32 protein-coding genes are annotated in these 17,798 nt (G+C 64.3%); 25 read left to right on the top strand and 7 right to left on the bottom strand.

Annotation, left to right across the window (positions count from 1 at the left end; translation table 11 throughout):
- Positions 1 to 2: 2 nt before the first annotated feature.
- Positions 3 to 593 (bottom strand): hypothetical protein, encoded by a 591-nt coding sequence (locus tag EDE08_RS21625; protein WP_131870833.1) that lies wholly within the window; start codon positions 591 to 593, stop codon positions 3 to 5.
- Positions 594 to 932: 339 nt separating this feature from the next.
- Here EDE08_RS21625 and EDE08_RS21630 point away from each other — a divergent pair, with 339 nt between their 5' ends.
- From EDE08_RS21630 to EDE08_RS21720, 20 genes are all read left to right on the top strand, one after another.
- Positions 933 to 1,253, top strand: a complete 321-nt coding sequence (locus EDE08_RS21630) for an iron-sulfur cluster assembly accessory protein (RefSeq protein ID WP_131870834.1) — start codon at positions 933 to 935, stop codon at positions 1,251 to 1,253.
- A gap of 39 nt (positions 1,254 to 1,292) precedes the next feature.
- Positions 1,293 to 1,586 carry a NifU family protein gene (locus EDE08_RS21635; RefSeq protein ID WP_131870835.1) on the top strand — a complete coding sequence of 98 codons (294 nt, stop codon included), beginning with the start codon at positions 1,293 to 1,295 and terminating at the stop codon, positions 1,584 to 1,586.
- A gap of 13 nt (positions 1,587 to 1,599) precedes the next feature.
- On the top strand, positions 1,600 to 2,796 hold the full coding sequence (nifS, locus tag EDE08_RS21640) for a cysteine desulfurase NifS (protein WP_165936084.1): 1,197 nt from the start codon (positions 1,600 to 1,602) through the stop codon (positions 2,794 to 2,796).
- Positions 2,793 to 3,014, top strand: a complete 222-nt coding sequence (gene nifT, locus EDE08_RS21645) for a putative nitrogen fixation protein NifT (RefSeq protein WP_061026926.1) — start codon at positions 2,793 to 2,795, stop codon at positions 3,012 to 3,014. The genes nifS and nifT overlap by 4 nt, the downstream gene beginning before the upstream one ends.
- Positions 3,014 to 3,880, top strand: coding sequence for an SIR2 family NAD-dependent protein deacylase (locus EDE08_RS21650; RefSeq protein ID WP_131870837.1), 867 nt, complete (start codon positions 3,014 to 3,016; stop codon positions 3,878 to 3,880). Before nifT ends, EDE08_RS21650 begins: the two co-directional genes overlap by 1 nt.
- 289 nt (positions 3,881 to 4,169) lie before the next feature.
- Positions 4,170 to 5,732, top strand: a complete 1,563-nt coding sequence (gene nifB / locus EDE08_RS21655) for a nitrogenase cofactor biosynthesis protein NifB (RefSeq protein WP_165936085.1) — start codon at positions 4,170 to 4,172, stop codon at positions 5,730 to 5,732.
- 10 nt (positions 5,733 to 5,742) lie between these two features.
- Complete coding sequence (locus EDE08_RS21660) at positions 5,743 to 5,967, top strand: 4Fe-4S binding protein (protein WP_025037807.1); 225 nt, start codon at positions 5,743 to 5,745, stop codon at positions 5,965 to 5,967.
- 10 nt (positions 5,968 to 5,977) lie between these two features.
- Positions 5,978 to 6,286, top strand: coding sequence for a HesB/IscA family protein (locus EDE08_RS21665; RefSeq protein ID WP_061026928.1), 309 nt, complete (start codon positions 5,978 to 5,980; stop codon positions 6,284 to 6,286).
- 13 nt (positions 6,287 to 6,299) lie between these two features.
- Positions 6,300 to 6,830: a tetratricopeptide repeat protein gene (locus tag EDE08_RS21670; RefSeq protein ID WP_131870838.1), complete on the top strand. Its 531-nt coding sequence runs from the start codon at positions 6,300 to 6,302 to the stop codon at positions 6,828 to 6,830.
- Positions 6,823 to 7,596, top strand: coding sequence for a 4Fe4S-binding leucine-rich repeat protein (locus EDE08_RS21675; protein ID WP_131870839.1), 774 nt, complete (start codon positions 6,823 to 6,825; stop codon positions 7,594 to 7,596). Before EDE08_RS21670 ends, EDE08_RS21675 begins: the two co-directional genes overlap by 8 nt.
- Positions 7,593 to 7,910 (top strand): nitrogen fixation protein NifZ, encoded by a 318-nt coding sequence (locus EDE08_RS21680; RefSeq protein ID WP_131870840.1) that lies wholly within the window; start codon positions 7,593 to 7,595, stop codon positions 7,908 to 7,910. Before EDE08_RS21675 ends, EDE08_RS21680 begins: the two co-directional genes overlap by 4 nt.
- Positions 7,910 to 8,149, top strand: coding sequence for a nitrogen fixation protein NifZ (locus tag EDE08_RS21685; protein ID WP_061026964.1), 240 nt, complete (start codon positions 7,910 to 7,912; stop codon positions 8,147 to 8,149). Before EDE08_RS21680 ends, EDE08_RS21685 begins: the two co-directional genes overlap by 1 nt.
- Positions 8,150 to 8,159: 10 nt before the next feature.
- A complete protein-coding gene (locus tag EDE08_RS21690; RefSeq protein ID WP_131870841.1) occupies positions 8,160 to 8,519 on the top strand; it encodes a DUF3024 domain-containing protein in 360 nt (119 codons plus the stop codon).
- Between the two features lie 14 nt (positions 8,520 to 8,533).
- The gene (locus tag EDE08_RS21695; RefSeq protein WP_131870842.1) at positions 8,534 to 8,803 is read left to right on the top strand and encodes a DUF6129 family protein; all 270 of its coding nucleotides are present in this window, start codon (positions 8,534 to 8,536) and stop codon (positions 8,801 to 8,803) included.
- Positions 8,800 to 10,008: a DegT/DnrJ/EryC1/StrS family aminotransferase gene (locus EDE08_RS21700; RefSeq protein ID WP_131870843.1), complete on the top strand. Its 1,209-nt coding sequence runs from the start codon at positions 8,800 to 8,802 to the stop codon at positions 10,006 to 10,008. The genes EDE08_RS21695 and EDE08_RS21700 overlap by 4 nt, the downstream gene beginning before the upstream one ends.
- Before the next feature lie 33 nt (positions 10,009 to 10,041).
- Positions 10,042 to 10,350: a 2Fe-2S iron-sulfur cluster-binding protein gene (locus EDE08_RS21705; protein ID WP_061026965.1), complete on the top strand. Its 309-nt coding sequence runs from the start codon at positions 10,042 to 10,044 to the stop codon at positions 10,348 to 10,350.
- A gap of 16 nt (positions 10,351 to 10,366) precedes the next feature.
- Positions 10,367 to 10,588: a hypothetical protein gene (locus EDE08_RS21710; protein WP_207913062.1), complete on the top strand. Its 222-nt coding sequence runs from the start codon at positions 10,367 to 10,369 to the stop codon at positions 10,586 to 10,588.
- 18 nt (positions 10,589 to 10,606) lie between these two features.
- Entirely contained in the window at positions 10,607 to 11,056 is a 450-nt protein-coding gene (locus EDE08_RS21715; RefSeq protein ID WP_131870845.1) for a Rieske (2Fe-2S) protein, read from the top strand.
- A gap of 11 nt (positions 11,057 to 11,067) precedes the next feature.
- Positions 11,068 to 11,235, top strand: a complete 168-nt coding sequence (locus tag EDE08_RS38520; RefSeq protein WP_165936086.1) for a hypothetical protein — start codon at positions 11,068 to 11,070, stop codon at positions 11,233 to 11,235.
- Positions 11,236 to 11,255: 20 nt separating this feature from the next.
- On the top strand, positions 11,256 to 11,687 hold the full coding sequence (locus EDE08_RS21720; RefSeq protein ID WP_131870846.1) for a group II truncated hemoglobin: 432 nt from the start codon (positions 11,256 to 11,258) through the stop codon (positions 11,685 to 11,687).
- A 12-nt stretch (positions 11,688 to 11,699) separates the two neighbouring features.
- On the opposite strand, the gene EDE08_RS21725 is transcribed toward EDE08_RS21720, so the two are convergent.
- The 4 genes from EDE08_RS21725 to EDE08_RS21740 are packed head-to-tail and all read right to left on the bottom strand — an operon-like array spanning position 11,700 to position 13,577.
- Entirely contained in the window at positions 11,700 to 11,945 is a 246-nt protein-coding gene (locus tag EDE08_RS21725; protein ID WP_131870847.1) for a hypothetical protein, read from the bottom strand.
- A 14-nt stretch (positions 11,946 to 11,959) separates the two neighbouring features.
- Complete coding sequence (locus tag EDE08_RS21730; RefSeq protein WP_131870848.1) at positions 11,960 to 12,727, bottom strand: dienelactone hydrolase family protein; 768 nt, start codon at positions 12,725 to 12,727, stop codon at positions 11,960 to 11,962.
- Between the two features lie 33 nt (positions 12,728 to 12,760).
- Positions 12,761 to 13,090 (bottom strand): iron-sulfur cluster assembly protein, encoded by a 330-nt coding sequence (locus EDE08_RS21735; RefSeq protein ID WP_131870849.1) that lies wholly within the window; start codon positions 13,088 to 13,090, stop codon positions 12,761 to 12,763.
- Positions 13,091 to 13,097: 7 nt separating this feature from the next.
- Positions 13,098 to 13,577 (bottom strand): hypothetical protein, encoded by a 480-nt coding sequence (locus tag EDE08_RS21740; protein WP_131871022.1) that lies wholly within the window; start codon positions 13,575 to 13,577, stop codon positions 13,098 to 13,100.
- Positions 13,578 to 13,932: 355 nt separating this feature from the next.
- On the opposite strand from EDE08_RS21740, the gene EDE08_RS21745 reads away from it, so the two are divergent.
- From EDE08_RS21745 to EDE08_RS21755, 3 genes are read left to right on the top strand one after another with little or no spacing between them, the layout of a single operon-like run.
- The gene (locus tag EDE08_RS21745) at positions 13,933 to 14,166 is read left to right on the top strand and encodes a BolA family protein (protein ID WP_131870850.1); all 234 of its coding nucleotides are present in this window, start codon (positions 13,933 to 13,935) and stop codon (positions 14,164 to 14,166) included.
- Positions 14,167 to 14,184: 18 nt separating this feature from the next.
- Positions 14,185 to 14,520, top strand: a complete 336-nt coding sequence (grxD, locus tag EDE08_RS21750; protein ID WP_131870851.1) for a Grx4 family monothiol glutaredoxin — start codon at positions 14,185 to 14,187, stop codon at positions 14,518 to 14,520.
- Positions 14,517 to 14,870: a (2Fe-2S) ferredoxin domain-containing protein gene (locus EDE08_RS21755; protein WP_061026941.1), complete on the top strand. Its 354-nt coding sequence runs from the start codon at positions 14,517 to 14,519 to the stop codon at positions 14,868 to 14,870. Before grxD ends, EDE08_RS21755 begins: the two co-directional genes overlap by 4 nt.
- 3 nt (positions 14,871 to 14,873) lie before the next feature.
- Here the strand turns inward: EDE08_RS21755 and EDE08_RS21760 are convergent, their stop codons facing one another.
- Positions 14,874 to 15,284, bottom strand: coding sequence for an ArsC/Spx/MgsR family protein (locus EDE08_RS21760; RefSeq protein WP_131870852.1), 411 nt, complete (start codon positions 15,282 to 15,284; stop codon positions 14,874 to 14,876).
- A gap of 10 nt (positions 15,285 to 15,294) precedes the next feature.
- On the bottom strand, positions 15,295 to 15,729 hold the full coding sequence (locus EDE08_RS21765) for a response regulator (RefSeq protein ID WP_131870853.1): 435 nt from the start codon (positions 15,727 to 15,729) through the stop codon (positions 15,295 to 15,297).
- Positions 15,730 to 16,121: 392 nt separating this feature from the next.
- On the opposite strand from EDE08_RS21765, the gene nifH reads away from it, so the two are divergent.
- Positions 16,122 to 17,012 carry a nitrogenase iron protein gene (gene nifH, locus EDE08_RS21770; protein WP_061026969.1) on the top strand — a complete coding sequence of 297 codons (891 nt, stop codon included), beginning with the start codon at positions 16,122 to 16,124 and terminating at the stop codon, positions 17,010 to 17,012.
- A 65-nt stretch (positions 17,013 to 17,077) separates the two neighbouring features.
- On the top strand, positions 17,078 to 17,797 hold the full coding sequence (locus EDE08_RS21775; RefSeq protein WP_131870854.1) for a nitrogen fixation protein NifQ: 720 nt from the start codon (positions 17,078 to 17,080) through the stop codon (positions 17,795 to 17,797).
- Position 17,798 lies beyond the last annotated feature (1 nt).

The following is a 17,798-nucleotide window of genomic DNA, read 5'->3' on the forward strand; positions in this document are numbered from 1 at the left end:
GGTCAGACCGGGCGGTTCTCGTTGCGGTTCTTCACCGGCTCCATCTTCGCAACGCCGTCCTCGAAGGAGATCTCGGTATAGGAGCCGTCGAGCTCCCTGGCGACATCGAGCAGATAGTCGAGCTTGCCCGCGGTATCGAGCTTCTTGATGTCGTTCTTGTCCACGCCGGCGAGGTCCATCATCTCCTTCCACACCGTCGATTCGTCGCACGGTAGGATGCGGAATTCGATGTCCCCGATCCTGGTGCGGTACTTCGCGAGCAGGTCGATGTTGTTGCAGAACATGAAGTAGCTGCCCTTCGGGCTCAACGCGCCGTCCAGCACCTTGGCGACGTCGGCGAGATAGGCATAGGAATGCAGGTAGCCGGCGAGCACCGGGATGGTCTCTTCGCCCTCCTGCGCCACGGTCAGCACCTGCTCGATCGAATAATCCGGCGGACGCTTCTCGTCGGCGACCTGGGCCTGGAATTTCAGCGCGATGTCGCCGCGAAAGCCGAAGCGCCCTGGCTTGGTGGTGTCGCCCTTGAGTACCGCGTTCAGGAGCCGGCCCTCCTTGTCCAGGCGCCCAAGGGCGGTGTTGTCGATCGACGTCATGAATGTCTCCTTGTTGCGTCTGCCGCGCGTCCGTCTGGACGCCGCGAGGGCTTTCAATGGCCCTTATGCAAGGAGTTTGCCGCCTGCCTGCTTATGCGCCGAAAGTGTAGATGCCGCGGCAATCCGGACGGTCCTGCGCGACCGCAGCGCGCCGCTCCGGTATCGCCTTGCCATTCCGCGTGCCACGCGCCGCCAACGCCGTCTGTCGCAAACCCGACAAGCGTCGCAAAGGCAACAGCCAGGTAGCGGAACGAAAATGCAGCAATTTCAGGCCTGTGCGTTCTGGCACGGGACTTGCGATCCCTTGATTGCAACAGACCCAGACAGCGAGGGCGAGCAATGATCAACCTGACGGACAGCGCGGTGAATGCGGTGAAGACCGCGATCTCCTCGGCAGCGCAGCCGGCGAGCGGCCTGCGCATCATGGTCGAGACCGGCGGGTGCGCCGGGTTCAAATACATGATGGGCATCGCCGAGGAAGCCAAGCCCGACGACACCGTCATTGAACGTGGTGGCGTCAAGGTTTTCGTCGACAACCAAAGCCACGAGCATCTCAACGGCACCACGATCGACTTCGTCGTGGCGCTCGAGGGCTCCGGCTTCACCTTCGACAACCCCAACGCCAAATCGAGCTGCTCCTGCGGCAAGTCGTTCAGCTGAACGGCGCTCGTCGTCGATCTGCAAGAAAGAGAATGTGAAATGCTCGTCGAATCCGAACACCATAAGCAGTTGCCGGCCGCCGAACCCAATGAACGTGAACGCATCGTTTGCGCCGTGCTCGACGAGATCCGGCCCAATCTCAAGCGCGACGGCGGCGATTGCGAGCTGCTCGAGATCGATGGCAACAAGATCATGGTCAGGCTCACCGGGGCCTGCGTGTTCTGCAAGCTGGCGAGCGCGACCCTCGAGGGTATTCAGGCCCGGCTGATCGAACGGCTCGGCGAGTTCGTCCGCCTGATTCCCGTCGCCGGAGCGGCCAAAGCGCGCCATTGAGGAGAGGGGTTCCGTGCGGCCGATCTACCTCGACAACAACGCGACGACCCGCACGGATCCTTCCGTCGTCGCGGCGATGCTACCGTTCTTCTCCGACCAGTTCGGCAACGCATCTTCAACTCACGCCTTCGGCAGTGACGTCGCCGGGGCGGTGAAGGAGGCGCGGCGCAGCGTGCAGGCGCTGATCGGCGCCGCCTTCGACCACGAGATCGTCTTCACCTCGGGCGGTACCGAGTCGGACAATGCGGCGATCCTGTCGGCGCTTGCCGTGCAGGACGGACGGGACGAGATCGTCACCACCGCCGTGGAACATCCTGCCGTGCTGTCGCTGGTCGAAGAGCTGGGCAGCCGCGGTATCAAGAGCCACCTCATCCCCGTGGATACGCGTGGCCGCCTGGACATCGAGGCCTTTCGGCGCGCGCTGGGACCACGCACCGCGATCGCGTCCGTAATGTGGGCCAACAACGAGACTGGCACGGTCTTCCCAGTCGAATTCCTCGCCAAGATGGCGCGTTCGGCCGGTGCGCTGTTTCATACCGATGCGGTGCAAGCGGTCGGACGGCTTCCGATCGATCTCAAGACGAGCGAGATCGACATGCTCTCGCTGTCCGGCCACAAGCTGCACGGTCCGAAGGGCATCGGCGCGCTCTATGTGCGCAAGGGAACGAACTTCAAGCCGCTGATCCTGGGCGGTCCGCAGGAGCGTCGCCGCCGCGCCGGCACCGAAAACGTTCCCGGCATCGTTGGTCTCGGCAAGGCGGCCGAGCTTGCGGCGGCGCAGCTCGAACGGGAGCGGGCGGAGATCGCCGCTCTGCGAGACCGGATGGAGCAGGGTATCCTGCGGCTCGGTGACTGCATGGTTCTGGGCGACCTCAAGAGCCGGCTGCCGAACACCTCGAACATCGCCTTCGAGCATGTCGAAGGCGAAGCGATCATCCATCATCTGAACCGCGCCGGCATTGCCGCTTCGCTGGGATCGGCCTGCGCCTCCGGTTCGATGGAGCCGTCACACGTGTTGCGGGCGATGCATGTGCCCGCCGCGTCGCTGCGCGGAGCGATCCGTTTCTCCCTGTCCCGCGAGACCACGGCCGAAGAGGTCGACCGGGTCCTGCTGGCCCTGCCCGAGATCCTTTCGAAACTGAGAGCATTGTCTCCTTCGTGGCAAGAGCGCGCGAGCGACACCTCTCGTCCTGCGGAGATGAGCCTATGAAAGTCATGATTCGCCGCTCGCCGGAGACCGGCCTGTCGATCTACGTGCCGAAGAAGGATCTCGAGGAGCCGATCGTGGAAGCCGAGCACGAGACGCTGTGGGGCGGCTGGATCCGGATCGCGAACGGTTGGGTGCTCGATCTGCCGCAGATGGCTGCCGATACCAACCTGCCGATCACGATCAACGCCAAGAAGCGTGGCGGCGAGGGAGACGAGTGATGAACGCGCCGGTCCCCCAGATCGAGTTCGCCAATCCGGCCGATGCCGAGGCGATTTTTCGCGAGGTTGTCGGGCGGCTTCGCAGTGGCAGCGTCATTCCCTATCTTGGAACTGGCGTGACCGAGCTGTCCGTGCCAAGGGTGCCGATGAATCCGGAAGGTCTCGCGGCATTTCTCGGTAGCAAGGTTGCGCTGCCGCGGCGGGCCAGGGGCAACGCCTGGGCTGCCGCGCAGCACATCGAGAGCACGCGGCATCGCGCCACCGTGACGGCCCTGATGTCGGAGGCCTTTGCGACGCCGGTCGCGCCGACATCGTTGCATCGGCATCTCGCCACGCTGCCGCTCCCCCTGATCGTCGATAGCTGGTACGATGGCGCGATGCGCACGGCGCTGGCCGTTCGGGACGACTGGGGCGAGATCCAGGGCATCACCCGCGCCGGCATCGGCGAGGACCGCTGGTACCGGTTTTACGATGCCACCGGCCAGGAAGCCGACCGCGCCCGGGCCAAGGACTGGACCACGATCCTCTACAAGCCCCACGGCAGCGTCGCGCCGGCGAAGAACTTCCTGATCTCCGACGCCGACTATGTCGAGGTCTTGACCGAGATCGACATCCAAACCCCGATTCCGGACGAGGTGAAGGCGCGGCGCACCGGCCGCAGCTTCCTGTTCCTCGGCTGCCGCTTCAACGATCAGCTCCTGCGCACCTATGCGCGACAGGTGTCGAAGCGCTCCGCGGACACGCACTATGCAGTCGTCGAGCCGGACGCGCTGTCGAAGAACGAACTGCGCTTCCTGGTGAGCCAGGGTCTGACCCCGCTCGCCATCCCGCTTCCGCGCGCCATAGAGATCGTGCTGGCGGGCTGACCCTTCATCGAGTTGCTGATCTGGTGATCTCCGCGCGAGAAGTCTTCGCGCGGAGATCGCGCGTTGATCGACGCGTCTCGTCGACCATGTCGCGTCTGTCACCTTTCCAACATGCGTTGGCAACCCGACATTCTTTCGCACGAGCTCTAACTCCTTGAAGCAAGGCAGGAAAGTCGTCGACGCGACGGTGGCATGCGGGTTGCTAATACCTTTCTAGAACCACTCTTAGGACGTTTCTCGAAATCCGGGTCCCGCAAAATCCGTTCGGCCTGCAAGGAGAACTGAGCACATGGACGTTTCAGCGCAACACGACGCGAGCAGCAATGGCAACGGTGCCGATGTCGGCGAGATCATGCAGGCCATCGCCGAGCACAAGGGCTGCGGCACCAGCGGCGGCAGCGGCAAGGCGAGCTGCGGATCGCAGGCCGGGCAGGGCGATCTGCCGACGGAGATCTGGGAGAAGGTGAAGAACCATCCCTGCTACAGCGAAGAGGCGCATCATCATTACGCGCGCATGCACGTCGCGGTCGCGCCGGCCTGCAACATCCAGTGCAACTACTGCAATCGAAAATACGACTGCGCCAACGAATCGCGCCCCGGCGTGGTCAGCGAGAAGCTGACGCCCGAGCAGGCCGCCAAGAAGGTGCTGGCGGTGGCCTCCACCATCCCTCAGATGACCGTGCTCGGCATTGCCGGCCCCGGCGATCCCCTGGCGAACCCCGAAAAGACGTTCAAGACCTTCGAGCTGATCTACAACACGGCGCCGGACATCAAGCTCTGCCTGTCGACCAACGGCCTGATGCTGCCCGATCATGTCGACACTATCGCGAAATACAATGTCGACCACGTCACCATCACCATCAACATGGTCGATCCCGAGATCGGCGCAAAGATCTATCCCTGGATCTTCTACAAGCACAAGCGCTACACCGGCTATGAAGCCGCCAAGATCCTGACCGACCGGCAGCTCCAGGGCCTGGAGATGCTCACCGAGCGCGGCATCCTCTGCAAGGTCAACTCGGTGATGATCCCCGGCATCAACGACCAGCATTTGGTCGAGGTCAACAGGGCCGTGAAGTCACGCGGCGCCTTCCTGCACAATATCATGCCGCTGATCTCCGCGCCGGAGCACGGCACCGTATTCGGACTGAACGGCCAGCGCGGCCCGAGCGCGCAGGAGTTGAAGGCGCTGCAGGATTCCTGCGAGGGCGAGATGAACATGATGCGGCATTGCCGGCAGTGCCGCGCCGACGCGGTCGGTCTGCTCGGCGAGGACCGCAGCGCCGAGTTCACCACCGAGAAGATCATGGCGATGGAGGTGAAGTACGACGCCGACACCCGCAAGGCCTATCAGGAGAAGGTCGAGGAAGAACGCATCGCCAAGGTCGCCGCCAAGCAGGAGGAGCTTGCCGAGCTCGCTGGCAAGTCCAGCGACATCAAGGTGCTCGCCGCGGTCGCGACCAAGGGCTCCGGCCTGATCAACGAGCATTTCGGCCACGCCAAGGAGTTCCAGGTCTACGAGCTCTCCACGGCGGGCGCGAAGTTCGTCGGTCATCGCCGCGTCGATCTCTACTGCCGGGGCGGCTACGGCGAGGAGGACAGCCTGGAGACCATCATCCGGGCCATCAACGATTGCCATGCGGTCTTTGTCGCCAAGATCGGCGGCTGCCCGAAGGGCGACCTGATCAAGGCCGGCATCGAGCCGGTCGACCAATACGCCCACGAGTTCATCGAGAAATCCGCAATCGCCTGGTTCAAGGCCTATCTCGACAAGGTCAACAGCGGCGAGATCGAGCATGTGGAGCGCGGTGATGCCGCCATCCGCCAGGGCGCTCTGATTTCGGCTGCTTGAGGAGAGACCGATGCCGTTCAAGATCATCGCCTCGCAGTGCACGAGCTGCTCGGCCTGCGAGCCGGAATGCCCGAACGTCGCCATCCGCGAGAAGGGCGGGACGTTCGTGATCGATCCCAAGAAGTGCACCGAATGCCTCGGCCATTTCGACGAGCCGCAATGCGTGGCGGTGTGCCCGGTCGACAACACCTGCGTCATCGATACGTCACTGCCGCGCTACCAGGCGCCTGCTTGAGGGGGATGGGATGAACTTCACGATCACACCGGCGGCGCAGAAGTTCATGCGCATGATGCTCCGCGTCGACGGCGGCGCGGGCAGCGGCTTCCGTCTTGCGGTCAGTCCCGGCGGCTGCTCCGGCCTTGCCGCCGATATCAGCGTGCGCACCGAACCACAGGCCGGCGACGCGGTGGTCGAGCGTGACGGCGTCAAGCTGTTCCTGCCGGCTGAGAGCCGGCTGCTGCTCGACGGCGTCACCATCGATTTCGCGGATACGGCAACGCAAACCGGGCTCGTGTTCCACGATCCGAAGCAGGTCTCCTGCGGACATCATTGAACAGGCGACAAGGATGCCCGACACGTTCGTCAGCCCGCAGGTCGAGATCAACGAGGCGCTCGTCACCGGCGCCTTGCTCGGGCGCGGGCTGCCGAGCGAGGCGGAACATCATTTGTGGGAAGCTGGCCTTTCCTATCACCTGGACGACATCGCGGAACGTCATCTGCGTGAAGCCGAAGCGCTCGCGCCCGACCACGCCGCTGTGCTGATCGGCCTCTATCGATTCTATTTCTACAAGGGCCGTCTCGCCGAGGCGCTCGCTGTCGCCCGTCGCTGCCTGCTCAAGGCGGCGCAGGAGAACAATCTTCCCGCCGATTGGCGCGCCGTGCGGGCTGGCGATGCCGAGTTCGGCCGCTACGAGAACATTCTGCCGCGCTTCTTTCTGTTCTCGCTGAAGGGTTACGCCTATTTGCAGATGCGCCTCGGCGAGACCGACGAGGGACGGCTCGCGGTCCAGAAGCTGCTGGAGCTCGATCCCACCGACAAGATCGGCGCCAAGGTGCTGCTGGGCGTGCTCGAGCGGATGGGGCGCGACGATGAGTGACGACATCGACGAGGCCCTCGACTGGCAGGGCCAGCAGATCGATTGCACGGCCTGCGCCCATCTGGCGCTCAACCATGCCGGCGGCTGTCGGATCAAGCATGCCTGTGTCAACGATCGCTACGCGCGGCGCATCGATCGCTTCTTCAACTGGAATACGGGTCTCGCCGACGCCTATCTCGGCCATCCGCATTTCGAGGTTCGCGCGATCGCCGCAAAGTCTGCGAATCTGTTCCTGCTTCCGCCGTTGCTTGGCGACGTCGACGAGACGGTACGCTGGAACGCCGTTCGCCGCCTGCCCAGGCGCTACGCGCTGCAATTGCGCAAGGACCCGCACCGCGAGGTCCGGATGCGGGTCGCGACGCTGATCGACGGCGATGATCTGCTGCCGATGGCCTCCGACGATGACTATTACGTCCGTCTCGTCGTTGCGCGCAGGCTCGCGCCGCTGCTGCTCGGCCGGATGATCGGCGACGAGGAGGCGGAGGTTCGCCGCGTCGTGGCCCGGCGCATTCCGGACGAATGGCTGCTCGGCATGATCAACGACCGCGACGCCGCCGTTCGGCTCGACGTCGCGCAGCGCCTGTCGCCGGAGCTGCTGGCACTGATGCGCCGCGATCCGGACTGGCGCATCCGCTACGAGGTTGCGAGCCGTGCTGCGGCCGGCGAGATCATGGGGCTCGTCGAGGACCAGGACGGCCTGGTGCGCGAAGTCGCGCGATCGCGAGTCGCGGTGCGGCTGGAACGAGGAACGGGAGCCTCCCTATGAGCAATATCGTCCGCGACAGCGACGTGGTCGAGCTGACGGCGCCTCCCTTCTTCAGCTTCGGCGAGAAGGTGCGCGCCAAACGCACCATTCGCAACGATGGCACCTATGCCGGCAAGGAGATCGGTGACATTCTCGCCAAGAAGGGCGAGATCGGCTACGTGGTCTCGATCGGCACCTTCCTGCAGCAGTTCTACATCTATGGCGTCGAATTCCTCGAAAGCGGCAACCGCGTCGGGATGAAGCGCAAGGAGCTCGACCCCGTGACCCCGCGCGACGCGGTCGAGGACATTCCACTGCCGGAGACCGTGTCATGATGATCGAACCCAGATTGCCGAAGTATCAATGGGGCCAGCGCGTGAAGGCGGCGGTGGACCTGCACAATGACGGCTCGTTTCCGGATGCGCCGGCCGAAGGTCTCCTCGTCCGCGTCGGCGGTACCGGGGAAATCGTCCAGGTCGGCAGGCATACCGACGCCAACCTGCCGATCTATCTCGTCGAGTTCGGCGAGCGGCTGGTGGTCGGCTGCCTCGAGGAAGAAATCAGTCCGCTCTAGGGATGTCACGATGAACGCCGCGGTACTCAGACAGCCGGACATGCACTTGCCCCCGCATCCCAACGAGCTCGATCGCAGGCGGATCGAGCGCGCACTCGGATCGCGCAAGCGCTATCGCTATGTCTCGCCGGTGGTGAAGGGCGTGACCGGCGGCTATCTCGTGGAGAGTCCGTGCTGCTCGCGGAACATCGATGCCGAGGGCGGTGTCATCGACGTCGCGCTCCTGCATTACGACGCGGCGGGCGCAAACTGGAAGCTGTTCCGGAAGGATCACGAGGCCGGGTCCTGGAAGCTGCACGGCGTGCATCAGCGGCTCGTGTCGGCGACGGAGGTCCTGAACGCCGATCCCGAGCGCGTGTTCTGGCAATAGCGGGAGTTGGAAAGATGTCGCTGGCAGCAATCGAACTGGCTGAAATCGAGCAGGTGCTGGCATCCTCGGATGCGGCGCCGCAGGCTTATGTCGAGCTGCGGCAAAGATTCCCCCATCTTGCCTGTATCCGTTGCGACGCCTCCGACGTGACGGAGACGCCATACCGCAGCTTCGGGGCGTTCGACCTGCATCTGCTCGACAGCGCCGATCATTGCGCCGCGATCACCGACGATCCGGCACGCGCGACCGGCATCGTGCTGGCGAAGCGGGCAGTCGTGTCATGACGGAGTCTGCTCTCGCCTATGACGGCGTTGCGGAGACGGACGAGCTCGCGGTCGAAGCTGGCCACGACTTCATTCCGCTCTCCGACCCCGACGTTACGCTGGCGGAGATCGCGGCGGTGGACGCCGTCCTGCGCTCGCCGCGGCTGTCCAGCGGTCCGCTCGCGGAAGAGTTCGAGGCCGCATTTGCGAGCTATGTCGGTCGGGCCTATGCGATCGCGGTGCCGAGCGGAACCATTGGCCTCATGCTCGCGCTGAAGGCTTACGGCATCGGCGCGGGCGACGAGGTCATCGCCTCGTCCTATTCCTTCCGCGAGACCGCGCATGCGATCAGCCTCGCCGGCGCACGACCCGTGTTCGCCGATATCGATTATTGGTCCGGAACGCTGGCGGCGCAGAAGGTGGAGGAGCGGATCACGCCCAGAACGCGCGCCATTCTCGCGGCCAATACCAACGGCCATCCCGCGCCCTGGTCGGAGCTGCGCGACATCGCGGATCGGCACAGCGTCCTGCTGCTTGAGGATTCAACCGAGGCGATCGGTTCGCGCTACAAGAACAGGCTGGTCGGCAGTTTTGGCGATGTCGCGGTGTTCGATTTCGCGCAGCCCTCGTTGCTGACCTGCGGCGAGGGCGGCATGGTCGTCACCGACGACATCGACCTCGCGGTGACCTTGCGCCGTCACCGCGCGCATCGGCTGAGCGAGCGCTCCTCGGTCGTGGTGAGCTCGGCGGCTGCCTATCAAGCCGGGATCAGCGATCTCGCGGCCGCGCTTGGCCTCGCCCAGCTCAAGCGCATCGACGAGATCATCGAGCGCCGCCGGCTGGTCGAGCAGCTCTATGCGACGCATGTGCAGTCCTTCGAGGGCATCAAGCCCCCCTATATCGCCCCCGACGTGACGGAGGTGAACTGGTTCCTCTATCTCGTGCATCTGGGCACGCGCTTCACCCGCTCTAGCCGGGATGCCATTGCCGAGGATCTCCGGGTCGAGCAGGTCGAGGCTGCGGCGTACAGCCATCCGCTGCATTTGCAGCGGCATTATTTCGATCTCGGCTACCGGCGCGGCGACCTTCTGGTGACCGAGAAGATCGCCGATCGCGCGGTCGCGCTGCCGTTCCACACCCATCTGACGGACAGCCAGATCGAATTCATCGTCGAGACCATGAAGGACGCCTCGATCAACGTGGGCGCGGGCGCGGCGATCTACTGAAGAGCCGATCACCAACGAAAGAGGATGACGACCATGACCACACTGACCGTTCTGCCCGCAGGCAAGACTATCGAGGTTTCCGAGGGAACGACACTTTTGGCCGCGCTGCTCGGCGCCGAAATCGCGATCCCGCACAAATGCGAGGGCCAGGCGAAATGTGGCTCCTGCCACATCTTCGTGCAGGAGGGGCGCAAGGGGCTGTCGAAGATCGCGCGGCTCGAAAACGAGAAGCTCGACACCATCGTCGGCGTTGGGTCGAAGTCGCGCCTCGCCTGCCAGGCCACCGTGCTCGGCACGGAGGACGTCAAGATCGAGCTGCTCGGCTTCTCGTCGGGCATCTGAGCGCGGGAGCAGGATGATGGATACGCAGAAGCTCATTCTTCACACGCGCTTTGCGCCGAACGGCACCGTGGTCGAGATCAGCGAGCGGCCCGAGGGCCTCACGCCGCAGGCCTGGTTCAACTTTCTCAGCGACAAGGCCGGCGACGTCTATCAGACGCTTGCAGGCGGTCGGGGTGTGTTCCGGCTGACACGGGAAGAGCTGGCGGCGCTGAGGCAGGCGGCCACGCCGGCGGCCTGACCAGCTGGAGGAGTGACGATGGGAGCGAGAGAGATCGACGTCTTCGTGATCTGCGCCAGCGACGAGATCGAACGCGGCGGCGCGAGAGCGTTCAGCCTGTCGCGTTTCGACGTGTCCGGCGAAAGCCGGCCGTTCCCGATCGTCGTGATCCGGACCCATGGCAACGACTATGTCGGGTACGTCAATGCCTGTCCGCATGACGGTGTCTGGCTCAACATCGGCAGTGGTGACTTCTTCACGCAGGACCGCGCGTTCCTGAAATGCGGTCGCCACGGCGCCACGTTCGAGATCGATAGCGGGCTCTGCATCGACGGTCCCTGCAACGGCAAGAGCCTCCAGCCCATCGCGCTTGCCGTGGTCGATGGCGAGGTCTGCCTGTGCGGCGAGCGGCTGGTCGAGGACGACCGTCCGTTCGGCGCCTTCGACGACCATGACGAGACCATGGACATCATGATCCACCCGGATTAGGAGGGCAGGGCGTGACCGTCGCGCAATTGCTCGATCGCCTCAAGGATCTCCCGGGGGACGCCGTGGTGCTGATGGACAGCGGCGACGGACTGTCGCGCGTCGCCACGCTGGAATTTGTCGCCGATCAAGGCCCCGGCGCGCCGGCGGAGGTTATCCTGTCGCCGAGCATGGATGAGTAGGTACAACAGCAGGCATCGGCATGAGCGATACGGTGGTCACTGTTTCAATGTTCGAACGGATCGGCGGGCCGGTTGTCGTCGACCGTCTGGTGGAAAGCTTCTATCGCCGGATGGACGAAGCTCCGGAAGCCGCCGGCATCCGCGCCATGCATGCGGACGACCTGACGTCGACCAAGCAGGTACTGAAGCGATACCTCACCGAATGGACCGGCGGGCCGAAGCTCTATTCGCCGGAGAAGGGCCACCCGCGGCTGCGTCAGCGTCACATGGGTTTCCCGATCGGTAGCGTCGAGCGAGACGCCTGGCTGCTGTGCATGCGCGGCGCGCTGGGGGAAACGGTCGCCGACGAAGTGGCGCGGACAGAGCTCGATGCCGCGCTTACCAAGCTCGCCGACTGGATGCGCAACCAGGCCGGCAATCCGCATGATGCGCGCGGCGGCGGGCACGGCTGAGAGGACGCAGCGTCAGTCCGACAGCGGCAGTCCAAAGAACTCCTCCTCGGCGCCGCCCCACGCCTTGTGCAGGGCAAGGCCGCTCTGCCACTTGCCGATCTCGATACCATTTGCCAAGCGGTGTGTGATCTTGCCCTCCGGTTTCTCGGCCAGCAGGAAGGTCTTGCCGTTGCGGATGAAACGATTGAGGTCCTTGGTATCGGTCGGCCGCACGACGCAGCGCGGCGCATCGTCAATGAGAATTGTCGTCGGCATCATCGCGCGGGACTCCTTCAATCCATCGGCGGTCCGAGATCGTCGTTTTCCTTCTTCTTTTTCTTCTTCTCGGTCTTGGCCTGGGCGTATGCGCCGGCATTCTTCAGCAGGATCGGCTTCTGTCCCTCGACATATTGCGAGATCCAGAACAGGGTCCGTTCCAGCGCCTTCGCCGCCGCGTCCTCGCGAAAACTTCCGCGCTCGTCGCAGCCGAAGCCCCGGGCTGCCTCCGGATAGGTGAAGGCGCTGACGTCGGGGCGCCAGGCGCGGAATTGGGTGATGGTCTCCAGCGGCAGCTCCGGATCGCTTTCGCAGAAGTGCAGGAGGGTCGGCACCCTGCGCTTTTCGCGATAGTCGGCGACCGTGTTGCTGCCATCATAGCCGATCACGCAGGCGATACCGTTGACCTTGTTCGCCGCGGAATAGGCGAGGTCGCCGCCCCAGCAATAGCCAACGAGCGCCACCTTGCCGGTGTCCTTCACAGCGTCGACCGTCGACTGGATATCCGAGATCGCCTGCTCCTTGGCGATCTGCGCGCTGATCGCGGCTCCCTCGGCCTTGCCGTCCTGGTCGTGACCGAGGCTGACGCCCGGCTTCACCCGGTCGAACAGGGATGGCGCGATCGCGACGTAGCCCTTGGCGGCGAATGCATCGGCAATCTTCTGGATCTCGGGCGTGACACCGAAGACGTCCTGAAGGACGACCACGGCGCCCTTGGGCGCTTCGGCGGGATCGGCACGATAGGCGGAGAAGCTCGCTCCGTCGCTGGCGGTCAGTTCGATCATTGTATCCTCCTGATGGGGTCTCTGGTTGTTCAGCTAGAGCAGGCCGAGCTCTAGCTTGACGTCGTCGGTCATCCGCGATGAGTCCCAGGGTGGATCGAACACCAGCTGCACCGCGACTTTCTCGATGCCGCCGATCTCGATGACGGCCTTCTCCACCCACGAGAGCATTTCGCCCGCGACCGGACAGCCCGGCGCGGTCAGCGTCATGTCGATCTCGACGAGGCCGTCGTGCTTCGGCTCGATCCGGTAGATCAGGCCGAGGTCATAGATGTTCACGGGGATTTCGGGATCGTGAACCGTCCGCAGCGCGGCGACGATGCCCGCGATCAGCGTCTCGTTGTCGGCAAGCTGTGTGGTCGTCATCGCCACCTCACTGGAGTCCCTCGGCGAGTGCCGCAACGACCGACCAGCCGACCGTTCCCGTCGGGTCGAGCCGGCGCAGCGCAGCCAGCAGTTCGTGGGCCTGCTGTCGTTCGTCCTTGCGAAGATGGATGAAGGCGAGCGCCTTCAACGTGTAGAGCGCGAAGCGGCCGGCGCCGTCCGGCAGCTCGGCCTGCGGCTGCCAGCGACGCCAATCGGGGCTCCAGCCGGCCTGGTGAGCGGCCTCGCGCAACCCGCGCTCGGCGATGCTCTGGGCCTCGTCGAGACGCCCGCGATAGGTGTGGGTTTTGTAGAGGCAAAAATAGACTGCGAGCTCGGTCGGGGCCGCATCCAGGGCCTTGCGGAAGATCCGATCGGCCTCGACAGGGTCGTGCCGGTAGCTCACCACGCCCTGCTGGAGCAGCGAGTCGATCTCGGGTGCGAGCTCGCCGAAATTGATGCCGTCGGAGTCGACGAGCACGTTCGCCATCATTGGGATTGGGCGCCGATCGCTCAATCTGCTGGAGCCCGATCTGCTGGAGTCTGTGCGAGACAATTCGAGTTCCTCTTCTGGCGTATCGGAATACGGATGCAACCTTGCAAAGCAAAAGCCGGGCCGAGTGAGAAACGCCGCGAAAGCGCATCGTTTGGAGCCGCTGCGAGCCATCGTCGCAATGTCCGGAGCGAAGCCGTCGGCGTTCGTCACGTCATCGACATGCACGCAGGCGGCGTTGTCGCAAGTCGGACATCGCGGCGGCGCCGGGCACGCAAGTCCCTCTGAACACACATGTTCCGAAACTGGTTTGCCGCTTGCATGGACCAGACGCGGAGCAGGAGTGTGCAACATGGCGATGGCAGGACCGGAGATCGAGCAATTGATCAGGAAGGCGTTTCCGGACGCTCATGTGATCGTGACCGATCTCGCCGGCGACGGCGATCACTACGGCGCGCGCGTCGTCTCGCAGGCGTTTGCCGGCAAGAGTCGGATCCAGCAGCACCAGATGGTCTACGCCGCCTTGAAGGGACAGATGGGCGAGGCGCTGCATGCGCTCGCGCTCGAAACGGCAGTGCCGAAATGAATATGGAAGGATAGAAGCATGGGTGAACCGACCGAACAACGCATCCGGGACATCATCGCAGGCAGCGACGTCGTGCTGTTCATGAAGGGTGTTCCAGCTGCACCGCAATGCGGCTTCTCAGGCGCCGTCGTGCAGATCCTGAACGGCCTCGGCGTGCCCTTCACCGGCATCAACGTGCTCGCCGACCCTGATATCCGCGAAGGCATCAAGGCGTTCTCGAACTGGCCGACCATTCCCCAGCTCTACGTCAAGGGCGAGTTTCTCGGCGGCTGCGACATCGTGCGCGAGATGTTCAAGCTGGGCGAGCTGGCCGCAGTGCTGAACGACAAGGGCGTCGCGGTGGCGGCGTCATGAGCGACGGAATGACCGAGGAGTTCGAGCTTCCGCAGCTCTATCGCCATCACGTCTTCGCCTGCCACACCCAGCGGCCTCCCAGCCATCCGCGCGGAAGCTGCGGAGCGTCCGGCGGCGGGCCGCTGTGGGAGCGGCTCGGCAAGGCCATTGAAGCGAAGGGGCTGACTGATGTCGGCTTCACCGCATCGGGCTGTCTCGGCTTCTGCGCCGCCGGTCCCCTGATGGTCGTGTACCCCGACGGCGTCTGGTACCGGCCGACGACTCCGGAGGACATCGACGAGATTGTCGAGCAGCACCTCGCGCAGGGCCGGCGCGTCGACCGCCTGGTGATGGTGCTGGCGCGGAGCTGAGCCTCACGGCTCCGCGCAACGCGGCATCCCCTCCGGCCGAGTGCAGCCCTCGAGGTCGCTTCGTTCGCCGCCGAGCAGGGATGGGACCGGCTCACGGTCGAAGCCCGCGCATCTGGCGCCGTCAACGTCGATCAGCGGACGCCGGATCAGCAGGGGATCGTCCAGCATCAAGGCGATTGCATCTGCTGCGTCGATCTCTGCCGGCTTCACCTCACCGGATTTGATCCGCGGCGCGGCCGGGTTGAACCAGGACGTGACGGGCGTCGCACCGAAGAAGGCGAGCAGACGCTCTGCCGTCCACGGCTCGGTGAGCAGGCTCTTCGCGATCACCTGATGTCCCGCCGCCTCCAGCGCGCGAATCTGCCGAGCGTTGGTCCCGCAACCGGGCTTCTGGTAGAACAGGATGGTCGCCACGCCGGCGCTCCTATTTCATCATGCTGAGCTGGACCAGGGGCGCAGCACCGCCACGCCCGAGGATGGTGTCCACCTTCTTGCGGACGCCTTCCAAGGTCAGCGGTTTCACCACGGCGCCATGGGCGCCGGCCTTCATTGCTTCGACCGCGGTGGTCTCGTCGGATTTGTCGGTGACGACGAGAATGCGCACGCCCGGAAACTTCGCGCCGAACTCGCCGATCAGAGCAGGGCCGCGAGCCTTCAGGAAGGAGACGCCAAGCAGCACGACGTCGGGCTTCAGCCAGTCCACGCCCTTCTCATAGGCCTCCTCCGGCGTGGCGAGCTCATGCGTCTCGATCTCGTCATGCAGCATGAACTGGAGCGCCGCGCGGGTGATCTCGTCCTCGTCGACCACGAACACGCGCCGCTGGTCGACCGCCTTGGCCGTCTCGACACCGATCTGCATCCGTCATTCTCCTCGAATTGTTTCACCTCGTGGATTAGCAATTTCCGTTCCGCGTGCACGCCGCGGAAATCGCGGTGCGTTTGCACCGCAATCGCCGCGATCCTTGTCCGGTTTCTGACAGAGGCCCTACCTCTGTAGGGTTCGACACAGCTTCTGTCGGCTGCCTGGGTCGAAATATTTCGCGAGCGCGATCAGCGTCTTAGTGAACGCGCCGCGAATGGCACGCCAGTTGCTATTTGGATACAGCAACAACGAGTGAGGGCTGAGAACACGTCGACGCCGCTGGCGAGCGATGTTCTCCTTCCCGAACCCCGCGGGCCCACGCTTCTGAGAGAGAAGCAATCTCGCGCGAGTAGCGCGGAGTCATTGGCAATCGGTTGATGGAGAGCAACATGTCTTCACTGAGACAAATCGCGTTTTACGGCAAGGGTGGTATCGGAAAATCGACGACGTCGCAGAACACGCTCGCGGCGCTTGCCGAGATGGGTCACAAGATCCTGATCGTCGGCTGCGACCCCAAGGCGGACTCGACCCGCCTGATCCTGCACGCCAAGGCGCAGGACACGATTCTGAGTCTCGCGGCCAACGCGGGCAGCGTCGAGGATCTCGAGATCGAGGACGTCATGAAGGTCGGCTACCGGGACATTCGCTGCGTCGAGTCCGGCGGGCCGGAGCCCGGCGTCGGCTGCGCCGGCCGCGGCGTCATCACCTCGATCAACTTCCTGGAAGAGAACGGCGCCTATGAGGACATCGATTATGTGTCCTACGACGTGCTCGGCGACGTCGTCTGCGGCGGCTTCGCGATGCCGATCCGCGAGAACAAGGCGCAGGAGATCTACATCGTGATGTCCGGCGAGATGATGGCGATGTACGCCGCCAACAACATCTCCAAGGGCATTCTGAAATACGCCAATTCCGGCGGCGTGCGTCTCGGCGGCCTGGTCTGCAATGAGCGGCAGACCGACAAGGAGCTGGAGCTGGCGGAAGCCATGGCCAAGAAGCTCGGCACCCAGCTGATCTACTTCGTGCCGCGCGACAACATCGTCCAGCACGCGGAACTGCGCCGCATGACGGTGCTGGAATATGCGCCGGAGTCTCAGCAGGCCGAGCACTATCGCAAGCTTGCGCACAAGATCCACAACAACGCGGGCAAGGGTATCATCCCGACCCCGATCACGATGGACGAGCTCGAGGACATGCTGATGGAGCACGGCATCATGAAGCCGGTCGACGAGACCGTCGTCGGCAAGACCGCTGCCGAGCTCGCGGCAATGTCGGCCTGACCATCGTGCCGGCCTTCCTGAACGGGGAGGCCGGCACGTTTCGGCATCACCGGCGGAGCCCCTCCATGATTGAAGCGCAAGTGATGATCGCAACGACATCGCCAGCGGGCCCCATCGCCGATGGCACGCATGCTGGAAGAGAAGTCTATCGCGTCTTGACCGGTAGCGATCCGGCCGAAGCCGACATTGGTGACGACGACGATTTCGATCGACACGTGCTCGCTTCGGTCCTGGCGGCAGCTGTCATGGACGGCGGTCCGATCGCGGAGCGGGTCGGCCTGCCTGAACGGGACCTCGATGCGCTTCTGGCGCAATGTTTCCCATCCGTGCCGGCCCGGGCGTTTGCCTGGACAGGCGGGGGCGACGCGAGCGTCGACGACGAGACGGCCATGGTGCGCGATCTTCTGCTCGCTCGTCGCTCGACCGACGGCGAGGTCGGCCGTTGGCTGGCGGCGATGGTGGCGCGGCGCGCGATGGAGCCGAACCATCTCTGGGAAGATCTCGGGCTGCGTGAACGCCCCGAGCTGTCGCGTCTCCTGACGCGTCATTTCGCGCCACTGGCGACCCGCAATACCGGGAATATGCGCTGGAAGCGCTTCTTCTATCGCATGCTCTGCGAGGACGACGGCTTCGTGATGTGCACGACGCCGGTCTGCACGCAGTGCAACGATTTCGACCTCTGTTTTGGCGAGGAGAACGGCGAGAGCCGCATGGCCGAGCGCCGGCGGGACTATTTGCGGGGCGACAGCGATCGGGTCGATGCCGCCCGAACGGGCGTGAGGTGAT

The sequence above is a fragment of the Bradyrhizobium sp. R2.2-H genome, assembly GCF_004346455.1.
Lineage (GTDB): Bacteria > Pseudomonadota > Alphaproteobacteria > Rhizobiales > Xanthobacteraceae > Bradyrhizobium > Bradyrhizobium diversitatis.

Bases quoted from the DNA above. Each gene is read 5' to 3' on its own strand.
- EDE08_RS21625 (WP_131870833.1), bottom strand. From the start codon at position 593: ATGACGTCGATCGACAACACCGCCCTTGGGCGCCTGGACAAGGAGGGC.
- EDE08_RS21630 (WP_131870834.1), top strand. From the start codon at position 933: ATGATCAACCTGACGGACAGCGCGGTGAATGCGGTGAAGACCGCGATC.
- EDE08_RS21635 (WP_131870835.1), top strand. From the start codon at position 1,293: ATGCTCGTCGAATCCGAACACCATAAGCAGTTGCCGGCCGCCGAACCC.
- nifT (WP_061026926.1), top strand. From the start codon at position 2,793: ATGAAAGTCATGATTCGCCGCTCGCCGGAGACCGGCCTGTCGATCTAC.
- EDE08_RS21650 (WP_131870837.1), top strand. From the start codon at position 3,014: ATGAACGCGCCGGTCCCCCAGATCGAGTTCGCCAATCCGGCCGATGCC.
- nifB (WP_165936085.1), top strand. From the start codon at position 4,170: ATGGACGTTTCAGCGCAACACGACGCGAGCAGCAATGGCAACGGTGCC.
- EDE08_RS21660 (WP_025037807.1), top strand. From the start codon at position 5,743: ATGCCGTTCAAGATCATCGCCTCGCAGTGCACGAGCTGCTCGGCCTGC.
- EDE08_RS21665 (WP_061026928.1), top strand. From the start codon at position 5,978: ATGAACTTCACGATCACACCGGCGGCGCAGAAGTTCATGCGCATGATG.
- EDE08_RS21670 (WP_131870838.1), top strand. From the start codon at position 6,300: ATGCCCGACACGTTCGTCAGCCCGCAGGTCGAGATCAACGAGGCGCTC.
- EDE08_RS21675 (WP_131870839.1), top strand. From the start codon at position 6,823: ATGAGTGACGACATCGACGAGGCCCTCGACTGGCAGGGCCAGCAGATC.
- EDE08_RS21680 (WP_131870840.1), top strand. From the start codon at position 7,593: ATGAGCAATATCGTCCGCGACAGCGACGTGGTCGAGCTGACGGCGCCT.
- EDE08_RS21685 (WP_061026964.1), top strand. From the start codon at position 7,910: ATGATCGAACCCAGATTGCCGAAGTATCAATGGGGCCAGCGCGTGAAG.
- EDE08_RS21690 (WP_131870841.1), top strand. From the start codon at position 8,160: ATGAACGCCGCGGTACTCAGACAGCCGGACATGCACTTGCCCCCGCAT.
- EDE08_RS21695 (WP_131870842.1), top strand. From the start codon at position 8,534: ATGTCGCTGGCAGCAATCGAACTGGCTGAAATCGAGCAGGTGCTGGCA.
- EDE08_RS21700 (WP_131870843.1), top strand. From the start codon at position 8,800: ATGACGGAGTCTGCTCTCGCCTATGACGGCGTTGCGGAGACGGACGAG.
- EDE08_RS21705 (WP_061026965.1), top strand. From the start codon at position 10,042: ATGACCACACTGACCGTTCTGCCCGCAGGCAAGACTATCGAGGTTTCC.
- EDE08_RS21710 (WP_207913062.1), top strand. From the start codon at position 10,367: ATGGATACGCAGAAGCTCATTCTTCACACGCGCTTTGCGCCGAACGGC.
- EDE08_RS21715 (WP_131870845.1), top strand. From the start codon at position 10,607: ATGGGAGCGAGAGAGATCGACGTCTTCGTGATCTGCGCCAGCGACGAG.
- EDE08_RS21720 (WP_131870846.1), top strand. From the start codon at position 11,256: ATGAGCGATACGGTGGTCACTGTTTCAATGTTCGAACGGATCGGCGGG.
- EDE08_RS21725 (WP_131870847.1), bottom strand. From the start codon at position 11,945: ATGATGCCGACGACAATTCTCATTGACGATGCGCCGCGCTGCGTCGTG.
- EDE08_RS21730 (WP_131870848.1), bottom strand. From the start codon at position 12,727: ATGATCGAACTGACCGCCAGCGACGGAGCGAGCTTCTCCGCCTATCGT.
- EDE08_RS21735 (WP_131870849.1), bottom strand. From the start codon at position 13,090: ATGACGACCACACAGCTTGCCGACAACGAGACGCTGATCGCGGGCATC.
- EDE08_RS21740 (WP_131871022.1), bottom strand. From the start codon at position 13,577: ATGGCGAACGTGCTCGTCGACTCCGACGGCATCAATTTCGGCGAGCTC.
- EDE08_RS21745 (WP_131870850.1), top strand. From the start codon at position 13,933: ATGGCGATGGCAGGACCGGAGATCGAGCAATTGATCAGGAAGGCGTTT.
- grxD (WP_131870851.1), top strand. From the start codon at position 14,185: ATGGGTGAACCGACCGAACAACGCATCCGGGACATCATCGCAGGCAGC.
- EDE08_RS21755 (WP_061026941.1), top strand. From the start codon at position 14,517: ATGAGCGACGGAATGACCGAGGAGTTCGAGCTTCCGCAGCTCTATCGC.
- EDE08_RS21765 (WP_131870853.1), bottom strand. From the start codon at position 15,729: ATGCAGATCGGTGTCGAGACGGCCAAGGCGGTCGACCAGCGGCGCGTG.
- nifH (WP_061026969.1), top strand. From the start codon at position 16,122: ATGTCTTCACTGAGACAAATCGCGTTTTACGGCAAGGGTGGTATCGGA.
- EDE08_RS21775 (WP_131870854.1), top strand. From the start codon at position 17,078: ATGATTGAAGCGCAAGTGATGATCGCAACGACATCGCCAGCGGGCCCC.